We start from the raw sequence: 20,809 nt of genomic DNA, 5'->3' as shown, positions 1-20,809 counted from the left end.
GGGCGAACGGCCGCGGGCCGCCCGCAGGGGCGAACGGCCGCGGGCCGCCCGCAGGGGCGAACGGCCGCGGGCCGCCCGCAGGGGCGTGCGACCACAGGCCGACCGCAGACGCATGCGCCCACGGGCCGCCCGGGCCGTACGGCCGCGGGCCGCGCGCCCACAGGAGCGCCACAGCGGGCTCACCGGTCCTCCTGAGCCCGCCGCCCTACCGTCGGGGCACGCGCTCGCACAGGGGCGCGCCGACCGGAGGCGGGGCGACGATGAGCGGACGCAGGCAGCAGCAGGACGGGCAGGCCCGGCGGTGGGCGGCCGGGGCCTCCCTGTGGACGCGGGCGGTACGCGGCCCCTGGACCGTGGTCTGTGTTCTCGCGGCGGTCGTGGTCGGTCCGGCCGTCGCCACGGCCTCCGCGCTCGACCGGGCCAACGCCGCGCCGCTGCATGTACCGGCCCGGGAGGGCGCCAAGTCCCTTGTGTGACAAGGAAATCGGGCTTGTTTGCAACTTGGCGCAACGCTTCGGGCACCCTAACCTTTTCAGGGCAAAAGTGAGGCAGGAGTGAGTGACCGGCGGTCGGGTTGTGCCGCGCACTGGCCACTCCCGCCGTCGTCCTGCGGGGCTCCGCGCGTGTGCGGTACGGTGCGTGCGGTCCGGCGAAAGCGGGAATTACGGGGGTTTCCAGGCACGAAGCAGCCTCCAGCCGTACGGTCACCGACCGTGGGGTGAGGGGGAGTCAGGGGTGGGCGACGGTGACCTGCTCGCACTCGGCTGGCGCAAAAGCAGCGCATGTGATCCGTACGAGTGCGTGGAAGTCGCCCTGACGGACGGGGGAGTTCGGGTGCGTGTGTCGCATCGTCCGGACGGGCATGTCATCGCCTTCGAGGCTCCGGCCTGGGAGGAGTTCCTGCGCGCGTTATGCGGTAGAACCCTGGAAGGGCCGGCATGAGGGGGAGACTTCCGGCCATGGGACCGGGGCGAGGACAGGGACGGGGGTGGCTGTGCTTCGATTGGGCCCAGCAGTGACAAGACATCCGCATCACCACCAGAGTCCACTTCAGCCGCCTGGGGGCGAGATGGGGGAATCCGCCAATACACCGCTTCTTGCCGGGAACGCGGACCGGCCGCGGGGCAGAGCGCTACTGCCCCTGGTCGTCCTGCTCGTCGTCGGCTTCGTACTCACGGGCGGTACGGCGACGCTGGTGGGTGTGCTGCTGTCCCTGGCGGTGGCGCCGGAGTTGCGGCCGTGGGTGTGGGGGGTGTCGGGCGCGGTGACGGCGGCCCTCACGGGAGTGCTGCTCGACCGGGGAGCTACGGCTGCTGCTCGTCGCTTTCCGCAGCTGGCGGCTCGGGCTCAGGCGGACGGGCGGTTCCGGGCGTCGGAGTAGGGGCCGTCGGAGCAGGCGGGTTCTGGGAGCGGTTCCTGCGCCCGGTGCGTATTCGGCGGCCGGCGATGACCAGCGCGCCGGCGCCGCCGAACAGCCACATGCTCAGGTTCACCGCGCCCAGGGACGGGAACGAGCCCGGGGCGATCCGGTGGGCCAGGGCGTGGATGCCGACCGGGATGTGCGGCCGGACCCACAGCACACCGACGGCGACGAGCACCGCCAGAAACCTGAGCAGGGCGCGGGTCGAGCCGAGGACCGTGTGCATGAGGAAGAGCACCAGGTCGTAGAACGTGGGCGGCCGATCCGGCAGGACCTGCCGGGGCGGGGTGATGTCGTTGCCGCCCCCGGTCCCGCCGCCCGGCTGCGGCGCGGGCGGGTCGGGGTCCGGGTCCGAGGTCTCGCCCGGTATCTCCTCGCCGGCCGGCTCCGAGGGCTCGCCCGCGGGCCCGGCCACAGGTGTGCCGGGGCCGGCGCCGCTGCCCGCCCACCACTGCCGTATCCAGGTGAAGACACCCGCCACGGGCCCTCTCCGATCTCTGCCCGACTGTCTCCAGTGCGGTGGAACTGCTAGGACGGGTACTGGGCCAGCACCTCGTCGATGAAGCCGATCGCGTCGTCGCCGGACACGGCCTTGCCGCGGGACTCCTCGAACCTCGCCAGGTACTCGTCGACGGCCTCCTGGTCGTCACGGGTCGTCAGCGCGCCGCCCGGGCCCTCCACGAACAGCGCGTCGTCGCCGTCCCGGAACGTCAGTGCGATCGAGCCGCTGCGCAGCAAGGGGTGCACGCCCAGCGTGAAGGGCACGACGCTCAGCTCCACGTGCGGGATGCGGGCGACGGACGCCAGCCGCTCCAGCTGCTCGCGCATGGTGGCCGCCCCGCCGACCCAGCGGCGCAGTGCCGCCTCGTCGACCAGGAATCTGAGCCGCGGCTCGGCCGCCTCCTCGAGCAGCCGCCGCTGCCGCTCGGCACGCAGCCGGACGATCGCGTCGGTCCGGGCGGCCGGGCGCTCGCCGTCCGCCAGCAGTGCGCGGGTGTAGCCCTCGGTCTGCAGCAGGCCGGGGACGAGCGTCGGATCGTAGGCGGACAGTTCGTGCGCCGCGCTCTCCAGGCCGAGATAGGTGGCGAACTGCGGGGTCACCACCTCCCGGAACGGGGCCCACCAGGGCGGCCGGCGGCTCTCCCGGGTGGCCTGCTCCAGATCACGGCGGATCGTCTCGTCCGTCACGCCGTAGAGATCGAGGAGGGCGCGCAGGTCGGTCACGGACACCCCTACGGAGCCGCCCTCGATGCGGATGACCTTGGACGGTGACCAGGACAGGTGCTCGGCCACCTCGGGCTGGCTGATGTGTGCGTCATTGCGGTAGGTGCGCAGGGCGAGACGCACCCTGCGCCGTTCCAGAGCCGGATCTTTCGATGTCATCTCCTCGCGGTCCTGATTCTTGTCGAGGATGACTTCGAGCCGCCATCGGCAGGTTGCCACCTGGCAGACTGCCCGTGGCAGTCTGCTCGGGGCCTTCTGCTACCTGGCCGCCCTGCGGAATGTGGCTCAGCCTACCCCCGGCGCTCGGAAAACGTGGAACACGCCCCTGGCGCACGGTTTCTGACGGTGTGTCCCGTGGGGCGAGAGGTACTGGGGGAGCAGGTGAATCCGCAGCTCAGGCCGGGAAGAGGGCCGTTCGGCGGGTCGGATGGAACGTTTTCGGTCGAATCCCTCGGCCAAATCAGCCCTTGAAGCGCTCCCAAAGTTTGGGATAAAGCCCGGCGAGGACCGCCTCGTTCTCGAAGTCGACCGGCGTCCCGTCCGGCTCCGCGGGCGCCGGCGCAATACCCAGATCCGGGGCGACGGTACCGGTGAGCTGCTCGTACGCCTCGTCCGCCGCGTAGCCCAGCTCCTCGCCGTCGCCGTCGATCTCCTCGTCGAAGTCGCCCAGCAGCTCGGCCAGCGTGTCCGGCGCGTGCACGGCCCCCTCGAAGACCTCCCGCCCCTGGCCGATCAGCCAGCACCGGAAGAAGTCGAACGCGTCGTCGCTGGCCCCGTCCAGCAGCACCCACGCGGCCCCCCACAGGTCCCAGCGGTAGGCGCGGTTGTAGCGGGCCTCGAAGTGACGGGCGAAATCCAGCACCATGTCCGGGTCCAGCTGGAGCAGCCGGTCCACGAGCAGGTCGGCCTGCTCCTCGGGGTCGCCCTCGGCGGCCTCGCGGGTGGTGTCGATCAGCTCCCAGAACTCCGTCTCGTCCATCACGGCACCAGCATCGGGCCTCGGCCGGTGGGACGCACGCGGAGTGCAGCGGATCGTTATCAGGCGTCCGTACCGCCGTACAGCGCGGCCAGCCGGGCCGCGTCCCCCGCGAACCGCTCCCGCAGGCTCTCCGGGGCCAGCACCTCGGCCTCCGCCCCGAGCGCGGTCAGCTGCGTGTGCGCGACCTCCTCGGACTCCACCGGCAGCGTCACCGTCACCCAGCCCGCCCCGTCCGGCTCGCCCACCCCGCCCAGCGCCTCGTGCGCCGACATCGGATCGACGGCGTACCGCAGCCTGCGCACGCCCTGGGGGGACAGCCGTACGACCACCTCGGCGCGCAGGATCGAGCGCGCGAACCGCTCGGCCTGCTCGGCCCAGTGGCCGGGCAGATCGAAGTCCGGATCACGGACGAAGCGATCCTCCCGGGGATGCACGGCGCCGAACCGGTCGATCCGGTAGGTCCGGAAGGAGCCGCCGGCCGCCCGCGCGCACAGGTACCAGACCCCCGCCTTCAGCACTAGCCCGTACGGCTCCAGAAGCCGCTCCACCTCGTCCTCGCCCCGGCGGTAACGGGCGGTGACGCGGCGGTCGTCCCACACCGCCTCGGCGACCGCCGGCAGCAGCGCGGGCGTCTCCGGCTCCCGGAACCATGCCGGTGCGTCCAGATGGAACCGCTGAGCGGCGCTGTCCGGGGCGTCCCGCAGGGACGGCAGCAGGGCCGCGGAGACCTTCAGCCGGGCGGCGGAGGCGGCGTCCTCCAGACCCATCTCGCGCAGCGCCCCCGGCACCCCGCTCAGGAAGAGCGCCTCGGCCTCGCTGCGCCCCAGTCCGGTCAGCCGGGTCCGGTACCCGCCGATCAGCCGGTACCCGCCGGCCCGCCCCCGGTCCGCATACACCGGCACCCCCGCCTCCGACAGCGCCTGCGCGTCCCGCGTGACGGTCCGCTCCGACACCTCCAGCTCCCGAGCCAGCTCGGCGGCGGTCATCGAGGGCCGTGACTGCAGGAGAAGCACCATCTTGATGAGACGAGCGGCGCGCATGCCCTCCATGATGCCCGGGGCCACTGACACCGGGTGCCGATGCAAAACGTCAGCGGGCGCCGAGACGGGTTCGGCACCGCCGGGGACCGTCGTCGTGGTGTGAGGCGGTGCGGCGGGAAGGGGGCGGGGGGCTTGAAGGCCCCGGTCGTCCCTTCCCGCCGCAGCGGTGCTCGGTCACGAACGTGCGGTCCGGCGGTGCCGAACTCGGCGAAGCGACACCACTAGGCGCCCTGGAGGTCCTAGAGCCCGTACTTCTCCCGGGCCTCCTTGACCGCCGCGGCCTTCACCTCGCCGCGCTTGGCGAGCTGGGCCAGCGCCGCGACGACGATCGACTCGGCGTCGACGCCGAAGTGGCGGCGGGCGGCCTCACGCGTGTCCGACAGGCCGAAGCCGTCGGCGCCCAGCGAGGACCAGTCCTGCTCCACCCACTGCGCGATCTGGTCCGGGACCTGGCGCATGTAGTCGGAGACGGCCAGGACCGGGCCGTCGGCGCCCTGCAGGGCCTGGCGCACGTACGGCACCCGCTCCTCGCCGCGCAGCAGGGCCGCGTCGGCCTCCATCGCGTCGCGGCGCAGCTCCGACCAGGAGGTCGCGGACCACACGTCGGCGGCCACGCCCCACTCCTCGGCGAGCAGCTGCTGCGCCTGAAGGGCCCAGTGGATCGCCGTGCCGGAGCCCAGCAGCTGGATGCGCGGCGCGTTGGCCGGGGTGGTCACACCCGCGGACTCGGCCGTGTTGAAGCGGTACAGGCCCTTGACGATGCCCTCGTCGATGCCGAGCCCGGCCGGCTTGGCCGGCTGCGGCAGCGGCTCGTTGTAGACCGTCAGGTAGTAGAAGACGTTCTGGTCCTCGCCCGGCTTGGCCTCGCCGTACATCCGGCGCAGACCCTCGCGGACGACGACCGCGACCTCGTAGGCGAAGGCCGGGTCGTAGGTCAGGGCGGCCGGGTTGGTCGCGGCGATGACCGGGGAGTGGCCGTCGGCGTGCTGGAGGCCCTCGCCCGTCAGGGTCGTACGGCCCGCGGTCGCGCCCACGAGGAAACCGCGGCCGAGCTGGTCGCCGAGCTGCCACATCTGGTCGGCCGTGCGCTGCCAGCCGAACATCGAGTAGAAGATGTAGAACGGGATCATCGCCTCGCCGTGCGTGGCGTACGCGGTGGACGCGGCGATGAAGTCGGCCATCGAACCGGCCTCGGTGATCCCCTCGTTGAGGATCTGGCCGTTCTTGGCCTCCTTGTAGTACATCAGCTGGTCGCGGTCGACCGGCTCGTACGTCTGGCCCTTGGGGGAGTAGATCCCGAGGGACGGGAACAGTGACTCCATGCCGAAGGTGCGCGCCTCGTCGGGGACGATCGGCACCCAGCGCCTGCCGGTCTCCTTGTCGCGGACCAGGTCCTTGACCAGGCGGACGAAGGCCATGGTGGTGGCCACGTTCTGGGAGCCGGAGCCCTTGTCGAAGGAGGCGAAGGCCTTCTCGGCGGGCGCGGGCAGCGGGGCCAGCGCGTGCGTACGGCGGGCCGGGGCGGGCCCGCCGAGGGCCGCGCGGCGCTCCTGGAGGTAGCGGACCTCGGGGGAGTCGGCGCCCGGGTGGCCGTAGGGCACCACGCCGTCGACGAAGTCGCTGTCCTTGATCGGCAGGTCCAGCAGGTCCCGCATCGCCTTGAACTCGTCCACCGTCAGCTTCTTCATCTGGTGGTTGGCGTTCTTCGACGCGAAGCCCTCGCCGAGGGTGTGGCCCTTGACCGTCTGGGCCAGGATCACGGTCGGCGCGCCCTTGTGCTCCACGGCGGCCTTGTACGCGGCGTAGACCTTGCGGGCCTCGTGACCACCGCGGGAGAGGTGGAAGCACTCGAGGATCTTGTCGTCGCTCAGCAGCTTCGCCATCTCGGCGAGCGCCGGGTCCTTGCCGAAGAAGTCGGCGCGGATGTAGGCGGCGTCGCGGGTCTGGTACGTCTGGATCTGCGCGTCCGGCACCTCGCGCAGACGGCGTACGAGCGCGCCGGTGGTGTCGAGCTGGAACAGCTCGTCCCAGGCGGAGCCCCACAGGGTCTTGATGACGTTCCAGCCCGCGCCGCGGAACTGGGCCTCCAGCTCCTGCACGATCTTGAAGTTGGCGCGGACCGGGCCGTCGAGGCGCTGCAGGTTGCAGTTGATGACGAAGGTGAGGTTGTCCAGCTGCTCACGGGCGGCGAGCGCGAGGGCCGCCGTCGACTCCGGCTCGTCCATCTCGCCGTCGCCGAGGAACGCCCACACGTGCGAGGCGGAGACGTCCTTGATGTCGCGGTTGGTGAGGTAGCGGTTGAAGCGCGCCTGGTAGATCGCGGAGAGCGGGCCGAGGCCCATCGACACCGTCGGGAACTCCCACAGCCAGGGCAGGCGGCGCGGGTGCGGGTAGGAGGGCAGGCCGTTGCCGCCGGCCTCCTGGCGGAAGTTGTCGAGGTGCGCCTCGTTCAGGCGGCCGTCGAGGAAGGCACGCGCGTAGATGCCCGGGGAGGCGTGGCCCTGGATGTACAGCTGGTCGCCGGAGCCGGCGGCCTCCTGGGACTCCTTGCCCTTGAAGAAGTGGTTGAAGCCGGTCTCGTAGAGCCAGGCCGCGGAGGCGAAGGTGGCGATGTGGCCGCCGACGCCGTACTTCGAGCCGCGGGTCACCATGGCGGCCGCGTTCCAGCGGTTCCAGGCGGTGATCCGGGCCTCCATCGCCTCGTCACCGGGAACGCCCGGCTCGGCGGCGGTGGGGATGGTGTTGACGTAGTCGGTCTCGAGGAGCTTCGGCAGCGCGATGCCGCCCGCCTCGGCGCGCTCCAGCGTGCGCCGCATCAGGTACGCGGCGCGGTGCGGCCCGGCCTCCCGGGCGACGGCGTCCAGGGAGGCCTGCCATTCGGCGGTCTCCTCCGGGTCGCGGTCGGGGAGCTGGTCGAGCGCGCTCTGCTGGATGGCGTTGGGGTCGGTCATGTCGCCGCCTTCCTCAGTCGAAGGGGGTTCCCTCATCGGTAAGGGTTCGGGGGTGCCCTAGGTCTTTGGCAGGACAGGGCAGCGGACTTCGGTGGAAGTCCGTCGGCGACTGTAACTCCCTGATCGATGATCGATCAAAGGGGTGAGGGGCAAAACCTCTCGATTTCGAGAAAGTAGGCACGCGGTGCCTTCGTCGATGGCACCGGGTGACGCTGAAGCGCCTTGTTTTCGCAGGTGGGGCGGCGTCTGAGCGGGAGCGCGCTCTACTGAATCAAGCCCGCGGTGCGCAACCGAGGACGTGCGCCTTCACCAGCTCCGCGATCCTCGGATCCCGGCGCTTGAACGCCTGCACCAGCTCCTCGTGCTCCTCCGCGTACGACTGCTGCACCGTGCCCAGCCAGCGGATCGACAGCGCCGTGAAGACCTCGATGCCCAGGCCCTCCCAGGTGTGCAGCAGCACCGAGTTGTCCGCCGCGCGCACCAGCTCGCGGTGGAAGCCGACCGTGTGGCGCACCTGAGCCGTGCCGTCGGCCTTGCGGTCCGCCTCGTACAGCGCCAGGACGTGCGGCTCCAGGGCCGAGCAGTCCTCCGCGAGACGGTCGGCGGCCAGCTCCGCCGCGATGGCCTCCAGGCCGGCCCGGACGGGGTAGCTCTCCTCCAGGTCGGCAGCGGTCAGGTTCCGGACCCGGACGCCCTTGTTCGGGGCGGACTCGATCAGGCGCAACGACTCCAGCTCGCGCAGCGCCTCCCGGACCGGGGTCTGGCTGACCTCCAGCTCGGTGGCGATGCGGCGCTCCACGATGCGCTCGCCCGGCTGCCAGCGCCCGCTGACGATCCCCTCCACGATGTGCTCGCGGATCTGCTCGCGCAGCGAGTGGACGACGGGCGCGGTCATGAGGGCTCCTCGGCAGTGCGGACCCGGCGGGTCGGCGGGACCCTTAGACAATACGGCCGTGGCCCCGGACGGGAGGAGCACGGTTGCTATCGCCACAGGTGATGCCTGTTACAGAGGAGAGGTGCCCGCCAGGCGTGGAAGCATTCCGCTCCGCCGGCGCGGTGCTCCCGGGCGGAACGGCAACTCTGTTGCTCGCCGGGGACGTTGGAGCTCGTGACCGATCGGTGAATCCTGAGCGTGTCGAACCCGAATTCGATTAGGTTGGGTTCGGAGGACGTGACAGGCAGCCGAGGCTGAACGGAACGGGGGCGTGGTGGGCCGGAAGAAGGACCTGGCGGCCAAGAGCGAGGATCTGACCAAGCTGGCCGACGACCTCGGCGCCATGCAGGAGTACCTGACCCGGCAGGTCAAGCGCATGGACGGGCTCGTCGACGAGATCGAGGAGGGCTGGCAGGGGCCCGCGGCGGCCGAGTACCGCAAGCTCCACCACTCGGTGGCCGAGGACGCCGTCCGGATCCGCGAGGTCATGAAGAAGCTGGAGGAGGCCGTGCGGCTGAGCCGGGACGGGTTCACCGAGACGGAGCTCGAGGTACTGGCGCGCATGCGTGCCGTCCACGTGGACGTCGAGGCCGAGGCGGACAAGCTGTCCACGCCCGCCGAGGTGCCGCCGACGCGCCCGCGCAGCGGCCTCGACCGGCTGTGACACCGGCCGTAGCCGGGGAACGACGCGATGCAGGGCGGTGGCGCGACGGTGCTGCTGTCCGGAACGGGGGAGTGCGGCATGGAGGGCGGCAGCGCCGAGGACGACTACATAGCGGTCTCGTTCGGCACGTTGGAACATCTGACCGTCGAGCTCGACGACATCCTCAAGCAGCTCGACGGACAACTGGAGGACCTCTACGCGCGCCTGGTGCCGGTCGTCGCGTCCTGGCGGGGTGAGGCCCGCGATGTGTTCCTCGGCGAGCTCGACAAGTGGGACAAGTCGGCGAGGGATCTGCAGGCGGCCCACAAGTGGCTGCACGAGGTCGTGACCAGTGGTCATCGCGGGTACGCGGCCGCGCACAGCGCGGTGCTGCGGGGATGGGGCGGCGCCTGATGGCCGAGCAGCGGCCCACGGACGAGGAGCGCAAGAAGGAGCGGGCCGAGGCCCGGACCCGCTCGCCCAAGACGGAGGGCGGCGGATTCGACGTACAGCCGCCGCACCTGTACTACACCGCCCTCGTCGTGCGCGACGGGCAGTTCGACTACGACAAGGGCGCAACGGCACTGGTCGGGGTGCTGAACGAGTACAGCCAGTCGGCGGGCGCCGGCTGGGGCGCGGACGCCTTCTCGGCGGCGTACAAGACCGTGAACGAGAAGTTCCTGGAGCTCTGGGCGAAGAGCGTGGTCAGCGTGGGCGGGGTCGCGGTCGGCCTGACGGACACGGCGAACAAGTACCGCCAGGCCGACTGGCAGGCCCGCAGGATGCAAGGGCCCCCGACACCCCCGAAGGCGCCCCCGGCCGTCATCGAGAAGGCGCCCACGTACGGCCCGGTCAACGACATCAAGTGGTCCGGTACCGGCAAGGACGCGGACTCCTCGGAGATCGCCGGCATCCTCGGCGAGATCCCCGACTTCCTCGCCGATGTGATCCGGCCGGCCATCGAGCACGGCCTCAGGCTCGGCAAGATGCACGAGATCACGCCGGGGTGCCGGGACGAGGAGTTCAAGGACATGGCCACCGCCTGGGGTGCGGCCGCGAAGGCCGCCAAGGGCGCGTCCGACGACTTCAACGGTGCCATCAAGTTCATCACCAACAACAAGGGCAACGGTGAGTGGCAGGGCGCCATGAAGGCCTTCTGCCAGACCATCTGGGGCACCACCGAATGGGGCAGGACCTACGACACCCAGATGAACCGGGTCTCCATCGGCCGTAGCTGGAAGACGAACCGCAACGTCGTGCCCGCGAAGCAGCGGCCCATCATCGAGATCCTCCGCAAGACCGCGACCGCAGTGCAGGAGCAGCTCGACGCGCTGGCCGGGGTGGCCGTCACGACCAGGGAGACCACCACCCGGCTCGGCAAGGAGGCGGCGATAGCCACGGCCAAGGACCTGACCGAGGATCTTGACCCGTTCGAGATGACGCGGCTCGCGGCGACCATGGCGTTCGGCGAGATCATCATGAAGTTCCGCTCGCACATGGACGAGGCTGCGGCGAACGCGGCCGTCGAGAAGTACCACACGGCCTTCAGCGACGCCGCCGCCAAGCTGAACGAGCTGGAACCCGAGCTGGACGAGGCACTGCTCAGCGTGCCCACGTTCCTGGCGGAGGAGGCCCGCGCGGAGGGGTACGGAGCCCGCTCCCTCAACGACTTCAAGCAGGAACACAGCTGGCAGCGGCCCGAGAGCACGGTCCCGTACAAGTACTCCATCGATCTTGCGACCGAGGAGGAGCTATACGGTGGGCACAGTATCGACAAGCATGTCGGTCTGACGGACATCCAGCTGACGCAGCGGTTGCGGGACCAGGCGAGCGGAATGGGTGTGCCGGAGATTCCGGCGGCTTCCAGCTTCACCGATCTGGAATCGGCACAAAACTATACGCAGTACAACATCCGATCCAATTCGGCGGCGATCGACAAGTGGCTTCAGGGCAAGCCGCCGACTCCCCCCACGGAGGAATTCACGGTGGGAGCGGTCGACACCGGAAATCACGCGATTCCGGTGGTGACCGGGCGTACGGCGCAGGTGGTCGATGATCACCCGACGCCGGCGAAGGACGCCCACGGGGTCCTGACGGTCCTCAGGTACGAGCCGGGCCTGGACCCGCCCTTCGTCGTCCTGACGTCCATGCCCCAGTGATGTGCGAGGAGACAGTGGTGGCAGAACTCGACGAGCGGTCGTGGGCCGAGGCGATCGGGATGTACGCGCGCCGGTACACCATCGCCAAGGTGACGCGCAGAGAGCATGAGGACTGGGCGCTGGACGTGCACACCCTGATGCGCGGTGACTCGCCGGATGCCCGCGGCTGGCGTGTGAACGACTATCACGCGGGCGAGTTCGAAAGGCTCGATGACCCGTTCTACCCCTTTGTCGATATACCGGACGACCCCGCGAAGGCGGACGTCCTGAAGTCCCGTGTGCATGAAATTCCGCGCTCCTCCGCCAAGAAGTTCCTCGTAGCCCTTTCCACGCTGTGGCTCAACGTCGAGAAACATCCGGACTTCGAGGAACGCAGGCAGGGTCTCGAGGAGAAGGCCGACGTCATCCTGTCGCGTTTCCCTGAGGGTTCCCACTTCTACGCCAATACCGGGCGCGACAGTGCAAACATCGACTACTACAAGCGGATTTCAGGCTGCACCACAATTTCCCGGCACGTCTGGGACCTCGGCCTCTTCCTCGTCTCCGAGGCGGAGGTCGGGATGGTCTGGTCCTTCCACGCGTGGTGAACCAGACGCAGTCCGCCGCCGCATCGCCACGGGAGAAACCTTGCGCACCCGAACCGCCACCTACCCCGACCGTGAAACCGCCCAGTGGGCGACCCAGCACGTGGTCACCCGCAACGAACAGGTCATCCACAGCTGGCTGGCCCAGTCCACCCGGCGGCGGCTGACGATCGAGGCCGCCTGGCCGTCCCGGCAGGAGCCCGTCGGCAGGGTGCTGCTGCAGGCCATGATGCTGGCCGGCCGCGGAGCTGTCGACGTACGGGCCGCCCGGGTCGTGCTGCGCCGTGAGCCGTCCGCTGCGCACGGGTTCGCCGTGCACGCCAGCTTCCCCGTCTACCTGTGAAGGCAGTGGTCCGACCGTGGCGCTGACCCCCCTCGAACACGACCGCAGATACGGCGAGCTGGACCAGGTTCTGCGCGCCTACGTCGGTCGGCCCGCCGATGACACCGAGGAGAGGCCGAGCGCGGCCCTCACCGCCTATCTGCGGCACACCTGGCACACCCGCCCCTGGGCGCTGGCCGCGGCCGAGAGCCAGCTGCGGGAGTACGCGCGCACCCCGCCGGGGCGGCTGCGGGTCCGGCTCGGCGAGTTCTATGACCTGCCGGACGTGGGCCTGGCCGACGCGGAGATCCTCGACTGGCTGACGCTGCTCGCCGACCTCATCCGGCGCAGCGTCGAGGAGGGTCAGGCTCCGGCCCCGGCGAAGCCGGACACGCACTGGGAGTGGCATGCCAGGTTCCCCGAGCTCGGGCAGTTCCTCGGTGGCTGGTTCTCGCAGGACATGCCCGACGAGTTCGGCGGGCACGACGCGGCGGTGGACGACTACGCCGCGACGACCGACCGGCAGCTCGTCGCGCGGCTGGTGGGGGAGATCCGGGAACTGCTGGCCCTCGGGCTCGACGAGGGCGAGCACGCCGTGGGCGCCGCCGAGCTGGGCATGGAGGTCGAGGCCCCGGCCCCGTACGGCGTGAGCGGCTGGCTCGCGCTGGTGGCGGCACGCCTCGCATAGCGGCGTCCGCCTCGTACGACAAAGCCCCCGTCCGGAGAAGAACTCCGGACGGGGGCTTTGTCGTACTGCCTGATCAGGGAGATCAGAGGCCCAGCTCGACCTCGAACTCGCCCGCCTCCAGGATCGCCTTGACCGCCGTCAGGTAACGGGCCGCGTCGGCGCCGTCGACCAGGCGGTGGTCGTAGGAGAGGGTCAGGTAGGTCATGTCGCGGACGCCGATGACCGTACCCTCCTCGGTCTCGATGACGGCCGGACGCTTGACCGTGGCACCGATGCCGAGGATCGCGACCTGGTTCGGCGGCACGATGATCGTGTCGAACAGCGCGCCGCGCGAGCCGGTGTTGGAGATGGTGAAGGTCGCGCCGGACAGCTCGTCCGGGGTGATCTTGTTGGCGCGGACCTTGCCGGCCAGGTCGGCCGTGGCCTTGGCGATACCGGCGATGTTGAGGTCGCCGGCGCCCTTGATGACCGGGGTCATCAGGCCCTTCTCCGAGTCCACCGCGATACCGATGTTCTCGGTGTCGAAGTAGGTGATGGTGCCCTCGGCCTCGTTGATCCGGGAGTTGATGACCGGGTGGGCCTTCAGCGCCTGGGCGGCGGCCTTGACGAAGAACGGCATCGGGGAGAGCTTGACGCCCTCGCGGGCCGCGAAGGAGTCCTTCGCCTTGCCGCGCAGCTTCATCAGGCGGGTGACGTCGACCTCGACGACCGACGACAGCTGGGCCTGCTCGTGCAGCGCCTTGACCATGTTGTCGCCGATGACCTTGCGGATGCGGGTCATCTTGACCGTCTGGCCGCGCAGCGGGGAGACCTCCAGCGCCGGGGCCTTCCTGGCGGCGGCCGGAGCGGCTGCGGCGGCCGGGGCCGGAGCAGCGGCGGCGGCCTTCGCGGCCTCGGCGGCGGCGATGACGTCCTGCTTGCGGATACGGCCGCCGACGCCGGTGCCCTTGACGGCGGCCAGGTCGACGCCGTTCTCGGCGGCGAGCTTGCGCACCAGCGGGGTGACGTAGGCGCCCTCGTCGGTCGCCTGGGCGGCCGGGGCGGGCGCGGCCGGAGCCGGGGTGACCGGGGCCGGGGCCGGGGCGGGCGCCGGGGCGGCGGGAGCCGGGGCAGCGGCGACCGGGGCGGGCGCCGGAGCCGGAGCGGCGGGAGCCGGGGCCGGGGCAGCCGGAGCCGCGGGGGCGGCCGGGGCAGCGGCGGCGGGAGCCGGGGCCGGGGCGGCCGGAGCCGCGGGGGCGGCCGGGGCGGCACCGGGGGCGCCGATGACGGCGAGCTTGGCGCCGACCTCGGCGGTCTCGTCCTCGGCGACCACGATCTCCAGCAGCACACCGGAGGTGGGCGCCGGGATCTCGGTGTCGACCTTGTCCGTGGAGACCTCGAGCAGCGGCTCGTCGGCCTCGACGGAGTCGCCGACCGACTTCAGCCAGCGGGTGACGGTGCCCTCGGTGACGGACTCACCGAGCGCGGGCAGGACCACGTCCGTGCCCTGGGCGCCGCCGGCCGGGGCGGCAGCGGGGGCGGCCGGGGCCTCGGGGGCCGGGGCCGGCGCGGCGGGGGCCTCGGCGACGGGGGCCGGGGCAGGGGCCTCGGCGGCCGCGGGGGCCGGAGCGGCAGCGGGGGCACCCGTGCCGTCGTCGATGAGGGCCAGCTCGGCGCCGACCTCGACGGTCTCGTCCTCGGCGACCTTGATGGAGGCCAGCACGCCGGCGGCGGGGGAGGGGATCTCGGTGTCGACCTTGTCGGTCGAGACCTCGAGCAGCGGCTCGTCGGCCTCGACGCGCTCGCCCTCGGCCTTCAGCCAGCGGGTGACAGTGCCCTCGGTGACGCTCTCACCGAGCGCCGGAAGGGTTACGGAAACCGCCATGGTTTCGGTTGCTCCTAACGAATTGCGGAAGTCTGTGTCGTCGCGCCCGTGGACCGAAGGCTCAGTCGTGGGAGTGCAGGGGCTTGCCGGCCAGCGCCAGGTGCGCCTCGCCGAGCGCCTCGTTCTGCGTCGGGTGGGCGTGGATGAGCTGGGCGACCTCGGCCGGCAGCGCTTCCCAGTTGTAGATCAGCTGGGCCTCCCCGACCTGCTCACCCATGCGGTCGCCGACCATGTGGACGCCGACCACGGCACCGTCCTTCACCTGGACGAGCTTGATCTCGCCCGCGGTGTTCAGGATCTTGCTCTTGCCGTTGCCCGCCAGGTTGTACTTCAGAGCGACGACCTTGTCCGCGCCGTAGATCTCCTTGGCCTTGGCCTCGGTGATACCGACGGAGGCGACCTCCGGGTGGCAGTACGTCACCCGCGGGACACCGTCGTAGTCGATCGGGACGGCCTTCAGACCGGCCAGACGCTCCGCCACCAGGATGCCCTCGGCGAAGCCGACGTGCGCGAGCTGGAGCGTCGGGACCAGGTCACCGACGGCGGAGATGGTCGGAACGTTGGTCCGCATGTACTCGTCGACCAGGACGTAGCCACGGTCCATGGCGACACCCTGCTCCTCGTAGCCGAGGCCCTGGGAGACCGGGCCGCGGCCGACGGCGACGAGGAGGATCTCCGCCTCGAACTCCTTGCCGTCGGCGAGGGTGACCTTGACACCGTCCTGGGTGTACTCGGCCTTCTGGAAGAAGGTGCCGAGGTTGAACTTGATGCCGCGCTTGCGGAACGCGCGCTCAAGAAGCTTCGAGCTGTTCTCGTCCTCGACCGGGACGAGGTGCTTCAGGCCCTCGATGACCGTGACGTCCGAGCCGAAGGACTTCCACGCCGAGGCGAACTCGACGCCGATGACGCCGCCGCCCAGGATGATCGCGGACTTCGGCACGCGGTCCAGGACGAGGGCGTGGTCGGAGGAGATGATGCGGTTGCCGTCGATCTCCAGGCCCGGCAGCGACTTCGGCACGGAGCCGGTCGCCAGCAGGACGTGGCGGCCCTGGATGCGCTGGCCGTTCACGTCGACGGAAGTCGGGGAGGACAGCCGGCCCTCACCCTCGATGTAGGTCACCTTGCGGGAGGCGACCAGGCCCTGCAGACCCTTGTACAGGCCGGCGATGACGCCGTCCTTGTACTTGTGGACCGCCGGGACGTCGATTCCCTCGAAGGTGGCCTTGACGCCGAACTGCTCGCTCTCGCGAGCCTGGTCGGCGATCTCGCCCGCGTGCAGCAGGGCCTTGGTGGGGATGCAACCCCGGTGCAGGCAGGTACCGCCGACCTTGTCCTTCTCGATCAGGGCGACGTCCAGGCCCAGCTGGGCCCCGCGCAGGGCCGCGGCGTAACCACCGCTACCACCGCCGAGGATCACTAGGTCGAAAACGGTGCTGGCGTCGTTCGCCACGTCACGTCCTCCATGCATGTGCGCCGTAGGCCGGTCGACGATGACCGGCAGGCGGCTGGTGTCCGGCCGCTTGATGCTTCGGCCCTTCGGTGGGGGCCCTGTCCTGCCGGGCTCCATCTTTGCACTTGTTCGAGCCGTACGAGACGCCGGGCCTGGGTGTGAGACACCCCACGCTCACTTGAAAAGGAGGCACGGGGCAGCCGACCCGAAGGGGCGCGGGGCTGTATTCGATGTGCGGCTCCGCCGCGCGGGCGCGACCAGCGCCCACGCTCACCTGCTACGGGGACCGGCGACAGCCGGCCCAAAGGGGCGCGGGGAACTGCGCGACCAGCCCCCACGCCCCTGTGGTCGGTACTACGGATTCGGCCGGGCGGCCGGGCGACTCAGCCCAGGTCGCCCGCGGCCGTCAGCTCGGCCAGCCGCACCAGCGTCCGCACGGCGGAGCCGGTACCGCCCTTCGGCGTGTACCCGAACGGGCCGCCCTCGTTGAACGCCGGGCCCGCGATGTCCAGGTGTGCCCAGGTGATCCCCTCGCCCACGAACTCGCGCAGGAACAGGCCGGCGACCAGGCCGCCGCCCATCCGCTCGCCCATGTTCGCGATGTCGGCGACGGGTGAGTCCATGCCCTTGCGCAGGTGCTCGGGCAGCGGCATCGGCCAGGCCGGCTCGCCGACCTCCTCCGCGGCTTCGTACACCGCCGTACGGAAGGAGTCGTCGTTCGCCATGACCCCGAACGTCCGGCTGCCCAGCGCCAGCATCATCGCGCCGGTCAGCGTGGCCACGTCCACGATCGCGTCCGGCTTCTCCAGCGAGGCCGCCCACAGCGCGTCCGCCAGGACCAGGCGGCCCTCGGCGTCGGTGTTGAGGACCTCGACGGTCTTGCCGCTGTACATGCGCAGCACGTCACCGGGACGGGTGGCGGTGCCCGACGGCATGTTCTCGGCCAACGCGAGCCAGCCGGTGACGTTGACCTCGAGCCCGAGGCGCGCGGCGGTGACGACCGCGGCGAACACGGCGGCGGCACCGCTCATGTCGCACTTCATCGTCTCGTTGTGACCGGCCGGCTTCAGCGAGATGCCGCCCGAGTCGTAGGTGATGCCCTTGCCGACGAACGCGAGGTGCTTGTCGGCCTTCGGGTGCGTGTACGACAGCTTGACCAGGCGCGGGGCCGCGGCCGAGCCGCCGCCGACACCGAGGATGCCGCCGTAGCCGCCCTTGGCCAGGGCCTTCTCGTCGAGCACCTGCACCTTGAGGCCGTGCTCCTTGGCCGCGGCCTGCGCCTCGGCGGCGAACGCCGCGGGGGTGAGGTCGTTCGGCGGCATGTTGATCAGGTCACGCGAGCGGTTCAGCTCCTCGCTGACCGCGAGGGCCCGGGCCGCGGCACCCTTGTGGGCCGCGTCCCGCGGCTTGCCGCCCAGCAGCGCGGCCTCGGCCAGCGGTGCCTTGCCGTTCCTGGCCTTGGCGTCCTTGGCGCCGTCCTTGTAGGCGTCGAAGGTGTAGGCGCCGAGCACGACGCCCTCGCCGATCGCGCCGACGGCGCCGGGGCCGTCGACGGGCAGGGCGAACGCGGCCTTCTTGGACCCGGCGAGGGCCCGGGCGGCCAGGCCGGCCGCCTTGCGCAGCGCCTCGGGGTCGAACCCGGCGTCCTTCTCGGGCTCCGCGCCCAGGCCCACCGCCACCACGAGCGGCGCCTTGAAGCCGGCCGGGGCGGGCAGCTTCGTCAGCTCGCCCTCGGCACCCGAGGCGCCGAGGGTCTCCAGGACGCCGGCCAGCCTGCCGTCGTACGCCTTGTCCACGGCTTCGGCGCCCGGCGCGACGACGGGGCCCTTTGCGCCCTTGGCGACACCGATCACGATCGCGTCGGCCCGCAGGCCTGGCGCCGCGGCGGTGCTGAGAGTCAGAGCAGTCACGGTGGTGAAATCTCGCTTCCGATGTGAAGTTGCTGTGGCCGATGAGGGGTGGGTCGACCGGGCCCGAGAGCCGACCCTAGGTCCAGGCCTGGGGGTGTGTGGCCACCGGGGCCTTCACCCTGTCGGCGAACACCCGGAACGAGACTACGCGCGTGTGCCCGTTCGCTCATTCCTTCGGGTGTTCACCTGCGTGTGGCGTCGTGGCTGCTTCCCACCTCTGTGCGGTGGCGGGCTCAGCCACACTCGTCGGGTTCCGATGGGCCGGCCGCCCACCGCTTCACATGTTTTCCACAGATCCCCCGCGGTTTCACCGTGGGGGATCTTCTGGGGGGAGGAATGAGCCATGGCGCATCGAGCGCATCGCAGGAGAACCGCGACGCCACCGCGACGGCTGCCGCACTGATCACCCTGGGCCTGGCTGCGCCCGGCGCCTCGGCCGCCACCGACCCGCGCATCGATCTGCGGGTCCTGCTGGTCGACGACGGCGGCAGCCCGGTCGGCGCGATCACCGCACAGCTGAAGAGCGAGGGCATCCCGTACACCACCGTCGACCTGCAGGACTCCGGTCGTCCCGCCATCACCGGCACCTTCCTGGGCGACACGGTGGGCGGCCGGCCCCGCGCCAGGTTCCAGGGCGTGGTCCTGCCGAACGAGGCCCCGTTCGGCGCGGGCTCGGCCGAGCTGACCGCGCTGGAGTCGTACGAGAAGACGTACGGCATCCCGCAGGTCGACGCCTCCACCTGGGCCCATCCCGAGGTCGGCCTCGACTACACCGACCAGAACGGGTACGCCGGCACGCTCGACGGCCGCGAGGCGGCCGTCACCGCGGCCGGCAGGGCGGGCCCGTTCGGATACCTGGCGGGCGCCTTCTCCTTCGAGGACAACTCGCCCTCCGCGCCGGAGAGTTACGGCTTCGTCGCCCAGCCCCGCACCGGCTTCACCAGCTACGTCGACGTCCCTGTGCCCGGCGGCACCGGCACCGGCAGCCTGCTCGGCGAGTACGCCCACGACGGGCGCCGCGAGCTGGTGGTGACCTTCGCCTACAACCAGTACCAGCAGCAGTTCCGGGTGCTGGCCCGCGGCATCGTGGAATGGCTGACCCAGGGCGTCCACCTGGGGCAGGCCCGCAACTACTTCGCCGTCCACGTGGACGACGTCTTCGCGCCGGACGCCCGCTGGGACACCGGGCGCAACTGCACGCCCGGCGACTTCGACTGCGCGGGCGGCGGCGACACGGAGACGCCGATCCGCATGACGGCGGCCGACGCGCAGTACGCGGCCTCCTGGGAGCAGAGACACGGCTTCACGCTCGACATGGTGTTCAACGCGGGCGCCGGAGAGGAGTGGAAGAGCGAGAACGGCGGCAAGGACGCGCTGACCGACCGACTGCTCGCGGACAAGGCCGGATACCGCTGGGTCAACCACACGTACACGCACCTGTTCCTCGGCTGCGTCCAGGACACCTCGACCGTGCCGTGGAGCTGCGCGAAGAACGCCGACGGCTCGACGCAGTGGGTGAGCCGCTCCGACATCTCCGCAGAGATCTCGAACAACTACAACTGGGCGCTCCAGCACGGGCTGTCCGTCGACCGCAGCGAGCTGGTCACCGGCGAGCACTCGGGCCTGAGGACCCTGCCCCAGCAGCCCCAGGACAACCCCAACCTGGGGCCCGCCCTGGCCGCGAACGGCGTGAAATGGACCGCCTCGGACAACTCCCGCGAGTCCGAGCAGCGGGCCGTGGGCAACAGCGCGCTCACCGTGCCGCGCTACCCGATGAACGTGTACTACAACGCCGGCACCAAGGCCGAGACGGCCGACGAGTACAACTGGATCCACACGTCCGAGGCAGACGGCGGCAGCGGCCTCTGCGAGAACAATCCGACCTCGACCTGTCTCTCCCAGCCGCTGGACACGGCCACCGGCTACACCGACTACATCGTGCCCACCGAGGCCCACACCGACCTCGGGCACGTGCTGGGCAACGACCCCCGCCCGCACTACGCACACCAGTCCAACCTGGCCGAGGACCGCATCCTCTACCCGGTCCTGGACCGCGTGCTCGCCGACTACCAGGCGCTGTTCGCCGCCAACACCCCGATCGTCAACCTGCGGCAGAGCGCCATCGGCGCAGAGCTGCAGAACCGGGCCCGGTGGCAGACCGCGCTCGACAACGGCACGGTCACCGCCTACCGGATCGGCAACACGGTCACGGTCACGGCGCCCTCGGGCACCCAGATGCCGGTGACGGCACCGGAGGGGACCAAGCAGCAACAGCTGCTGGGCACGACCACCTTCGGCACGGCGTACGCGGGCGAGCGCTCGGCCTGGGCGACACCGGGTGCCCTGCAGTCGGCGCTCACATTGAAGTTGCCGTAGGGGGAGCGCCTCGAAGGGGGTGCGGGGCTGTGTCGATCTGCTCCAGTCCTTCGGCGCCGTCCTCGGCGCTGCGGCGGTCTGCTGCGCGGCCGCACTCGCCCAGACCCTGGCCCTGCTCACCCACGCGGGCGGCCCGCACGCCGTGGCGCTCGCCGTGTACGCGGCCGGGGCCCTTTGCCCAAGTGGCCCTCGTGTACGGCCTGTTGGGGCGGGTGAGCGTGCATCGCTGAGCACGCTGCTGGTGCCCAACTACGAGCATCCGGCC

The 20,809-nt window shown here is 71.0% G+C and carries 19 protein-coding genes; 9 read left to right on the top strand and 10 right to left on the bottom strand.

The window, feature by feature from the left end; genetic code table 11:
- On the bottom strand, window positions 1-183 hold a 183-nt coding region (locus AB0H32_RS22375; RefSeq protein WP_361123333.1), incomplete at its 3' end, for a hypothetical protein.
- Between the two features lie 77 nt (window positions 184-260).
- On the opposite strand from AB0H32_RS22375, the gene AB0H32_RS22370 reads away from it, so the two are divergent.
- Both AB0H32_RS22370 and AB0H32_RS22365 read left to right on the top strand, forming a co-directional pair.
- Window positions 261-476 carry a hypothetical protein gene (locus tag AB0H32_RS22370; RefSeq protein ID WP_361123330.1) on the top strand — a complete coding sequence of 72 codons (216 nt, stop codon included), beginning with the start codon at window positions 261-263 and terminating at the stop codon, window positions 474-476.
- 82 nt (window positions 477-558) lie between these two features.
- The gene (locus tag AB0H32_RS22365; protein ID WP_361123328.1) at window positions 559-942 is read left to right on the top strand and encodes a DUF397 domain-containing protein; all 384 of its coding nucleotides are present in this window, start codon (window positions 559-561) and stop codon (window positions 940-942) included.
- Window positions 943-1,304: 362 nt separating this feature from the next.
- Here the strand turns inward: AB0H32_RS22365 and AB0H32_RS22360 are convergent, their stop codons facing one another.
- The 6 genes from AB0H32_RS22360 to AB0H32_RS22335 form a co-directional block, all read right to left on the bottom strand.
- Complete coding sequence (locus AB0H32_RS22360; protein ID WP_361123325.1) at window positions 1,305-1,901, bottom strand: hypothetical protein; 597 nt, start codon at window positions 1,899-1,901, stop codon at window positions 1,305-1,307.
- 47 nt (window positions 1,902-1,948) lie between these two features.
- Window positions 1,949-2,863: a helix-turn-helix transcriptional regulator gene (locus tag AB0H32_RS22355; protein WP_361123322.1), complete on the bottom strand. Its 915-nt coding sequence runs from the start codon at window positions 2,861-2,863 to the stop codon at window positions 1,949-1,951.
- 241 nt (window positions 2,864-3,104) lie between these two features.
- Window positions 3,105-3,623: a DUF4240 domain-containing protein gene (locus AB0H32_RS22350; RefSeq protein ID WP_361123338.1), complete on the bottom strand. Its 519-nt coding sequence runs from the start codon at window positions 3,621-3,623 to the stop codon at window positions 3,105-3,107.
- Window positions 3,624-3,682: 59 nt separating this feature from the next.
- A complete protein-coding gene (locus AB0H32_RS22345) occupies window positions 3,683-4,663 on the bottom strand; it encodes a WYL domain-containing protein (protein WP_361123319.1) in 981 nt (326 codons plus the stop codon).
- A gap of 239 nt (window positions 4,664-4,902) precedes the next feature.
- Window positions 4,903-7,614, bottom strand: a complete 2,712-nt coding sequence (aceE, locus tag AB0H32_RS22340; protein ID WP_361123316.1) for a pyruvate dehydrogenase (acetyl-transferring), homodimeric type — start codon at window positions 7,612-7,614, stop codon at window positions 4,903-4,905.
- A gap of 271 nt (window positions 7,615-7,885) precedes the next feature.
- Window positions 7,886-8,509 carry a GntR family transcriptional regulator gene (locus AB0H32_RS22335; RefSeq protein WP_361123314.1) on the bottom strand — a complete coding sequence of 208 codons (624 nt, stop codon included), beginning with the start codon at window positions 8,507-8,509 and terminating at the stop codon, window positions 7,886-7,888.
- 310 nt (window positions 8,510-8,819) lie between these two features.
- On the opposite strand from AB0H32_RS22335, the gene AB0H32_RS22330 reads away from it, so the two are divergent.
- The 6 genes from AB0H32_RS22330 (at window position 8,820) to AB0H32_RS22305 (ending at window position 12,944) form a co-directional block, all read left to right on the top strand.
- Window positions 8,820-9,212 (top strand): WXG100 family type VII secretion target, encoded by a 393-nt coding sequence (locus tag AB0H32_RS22330; RefSeq protein ID WP_361123311.1) that lies wholly within the window; start codon window positions 8,820-8,822, stop codon window positions 9,210-9,212.
- A 78-nt stretch (window positions 9,213-9,290) separates the two neighbouring features.
- Window positions 9,291-9,605, top strand: a complete 315-nt coding sequence (locus AB0H32_RS22325) for a WXG100 family type VII secretion target (RefSeq protein ID WP_361123335.1) — start codon at window positions 9,291-9,293, stop codon at window positions 9,603-9,605.
- Window positions 9,605-11,350: an RNase A-like domain-containing protein gene (locus tag AB0H32_RS22320; protein ID WP_361123308.1), complete on the top strand. Its 1,746-nt coding sequence runs from the start codon at window positions 9,605-9,607 to the stop codon at window positions 11,348-11,350. The genes AB0H32_RS22325 and AB0H32_RS22320 overlap by 1 nt, the downstream gene beginning before the upstream one ends.
- 17 nt (window positions 11,351-11,367) lie before the next feature.
- Window positions 11,368-11,937, top strand: coding sequence for a hypothetical protein (locus AB0H32_RS22315; RefSeq protein ID WP_361123305.1), 570 nt, complete (start codon window positions 11,368-11,370; stop codon window positions 11,935-11,937).
- 40 nt (window positions 11,938-11,977) lie between these two features.
- On the top strand, window positions 11,978-12,277 hold the full coding sequence (locus AB0H32_RS22310) for an RNase A-like domain-containing protein (RefSeq protein ID WP_361123302.1): 300 nt from the start codon (window positions 11,978-11,980) through the stop codon (window positions 12,275-12,277).
- 16 nt (window positions 12,278-12,293) lie between these two features.
- Entirely contained in the window at window positions 12,294-12,944 is a 651-nt protein-coding gene (locus tag AB0H32_RS22305) for a contact-dependent growth inhibition system immunity protein (protein WP_361123299.1), read from the top strand.
- Window positions 12,945-13,026: 82 nt separating this feature from the next.
- On the opposite strand, the gene sucB is transcribed toward AB0H32_RS22305, so the two are convergent.
- The 3 genes from sucB to AB0H32_RS22290 form a co-directional block, all read right to left on the bottom strand.
- Window positions 13,027-14,808 (bottom strand): 2-oxoglutarate dehydrogenase, E2 component, dihydrolipoamide succinyltransferase, encoded by a 1,782-nt coding sequence (gene sucB / locus AB0H32_RS22300; protein WP_361123296.1) that lies wholly within the window; start codon window positions 14,806-14,808, stop codon window positions 13,027-13,029.
- A gap of 61 nt (window positions 14,809-14,869) precedes the next feature.
- A complete protein-coding gene (gene lpdA, locus AB0H32_RS22295) occupies window positions 14,870-16,258 on the bottom strand; it encodes a dihydrolipoyl dehydrogenase (protein WP_361123293.1) in 1,389 nt (462 codons plus the stop codon).
- Window positions 16,259-16,641: 383 nt separating this feature from the next.
- On the bottom strand, window positions 16,642-18,168 hold the full coding sequence (locus AB0H32_RS22290; protein ID WP_361123290.1) for a leucyl aminopeptidase: 1,527 nt from the start codon (window positions 18,166-18,168) through the stop codon (window positions 16,642-16,644).
- 336 nt (window positions 18,169-18,504) lie between these two features.
- Between AB0H32_RS22290 and AB0H32_RS22285 the strand changes: the two genes are divergently transcribed.
- Window positions 18,505-20,544 (top strand): hypothetical protein, encoded by a 2,040-nt coding sequence (locus tag AB0H32_RS22285; RefSeq protein ID WP_361123288.1) that lies wholly within the window; start codon window positions 18,505-18,507, stop codon window positions 20,542-20,544.
- Window positions 20,545-20,809: the final 265 nt, after the last annotated feature.

Source organism: Streptomyces sp. NPDC020362 (genome assembly GCF_040642095.1).
Classification (GTDB): domain Bacteria; phylum Actinomycetota; class Actinomycetes; order Streptomycetales; family Streptomycetaceae; genus Streptomyces.
Note: the sequence above shows the minus strand (reverse complement) of the source record. Positions and strands in the feature narration are given on the sequence as shown.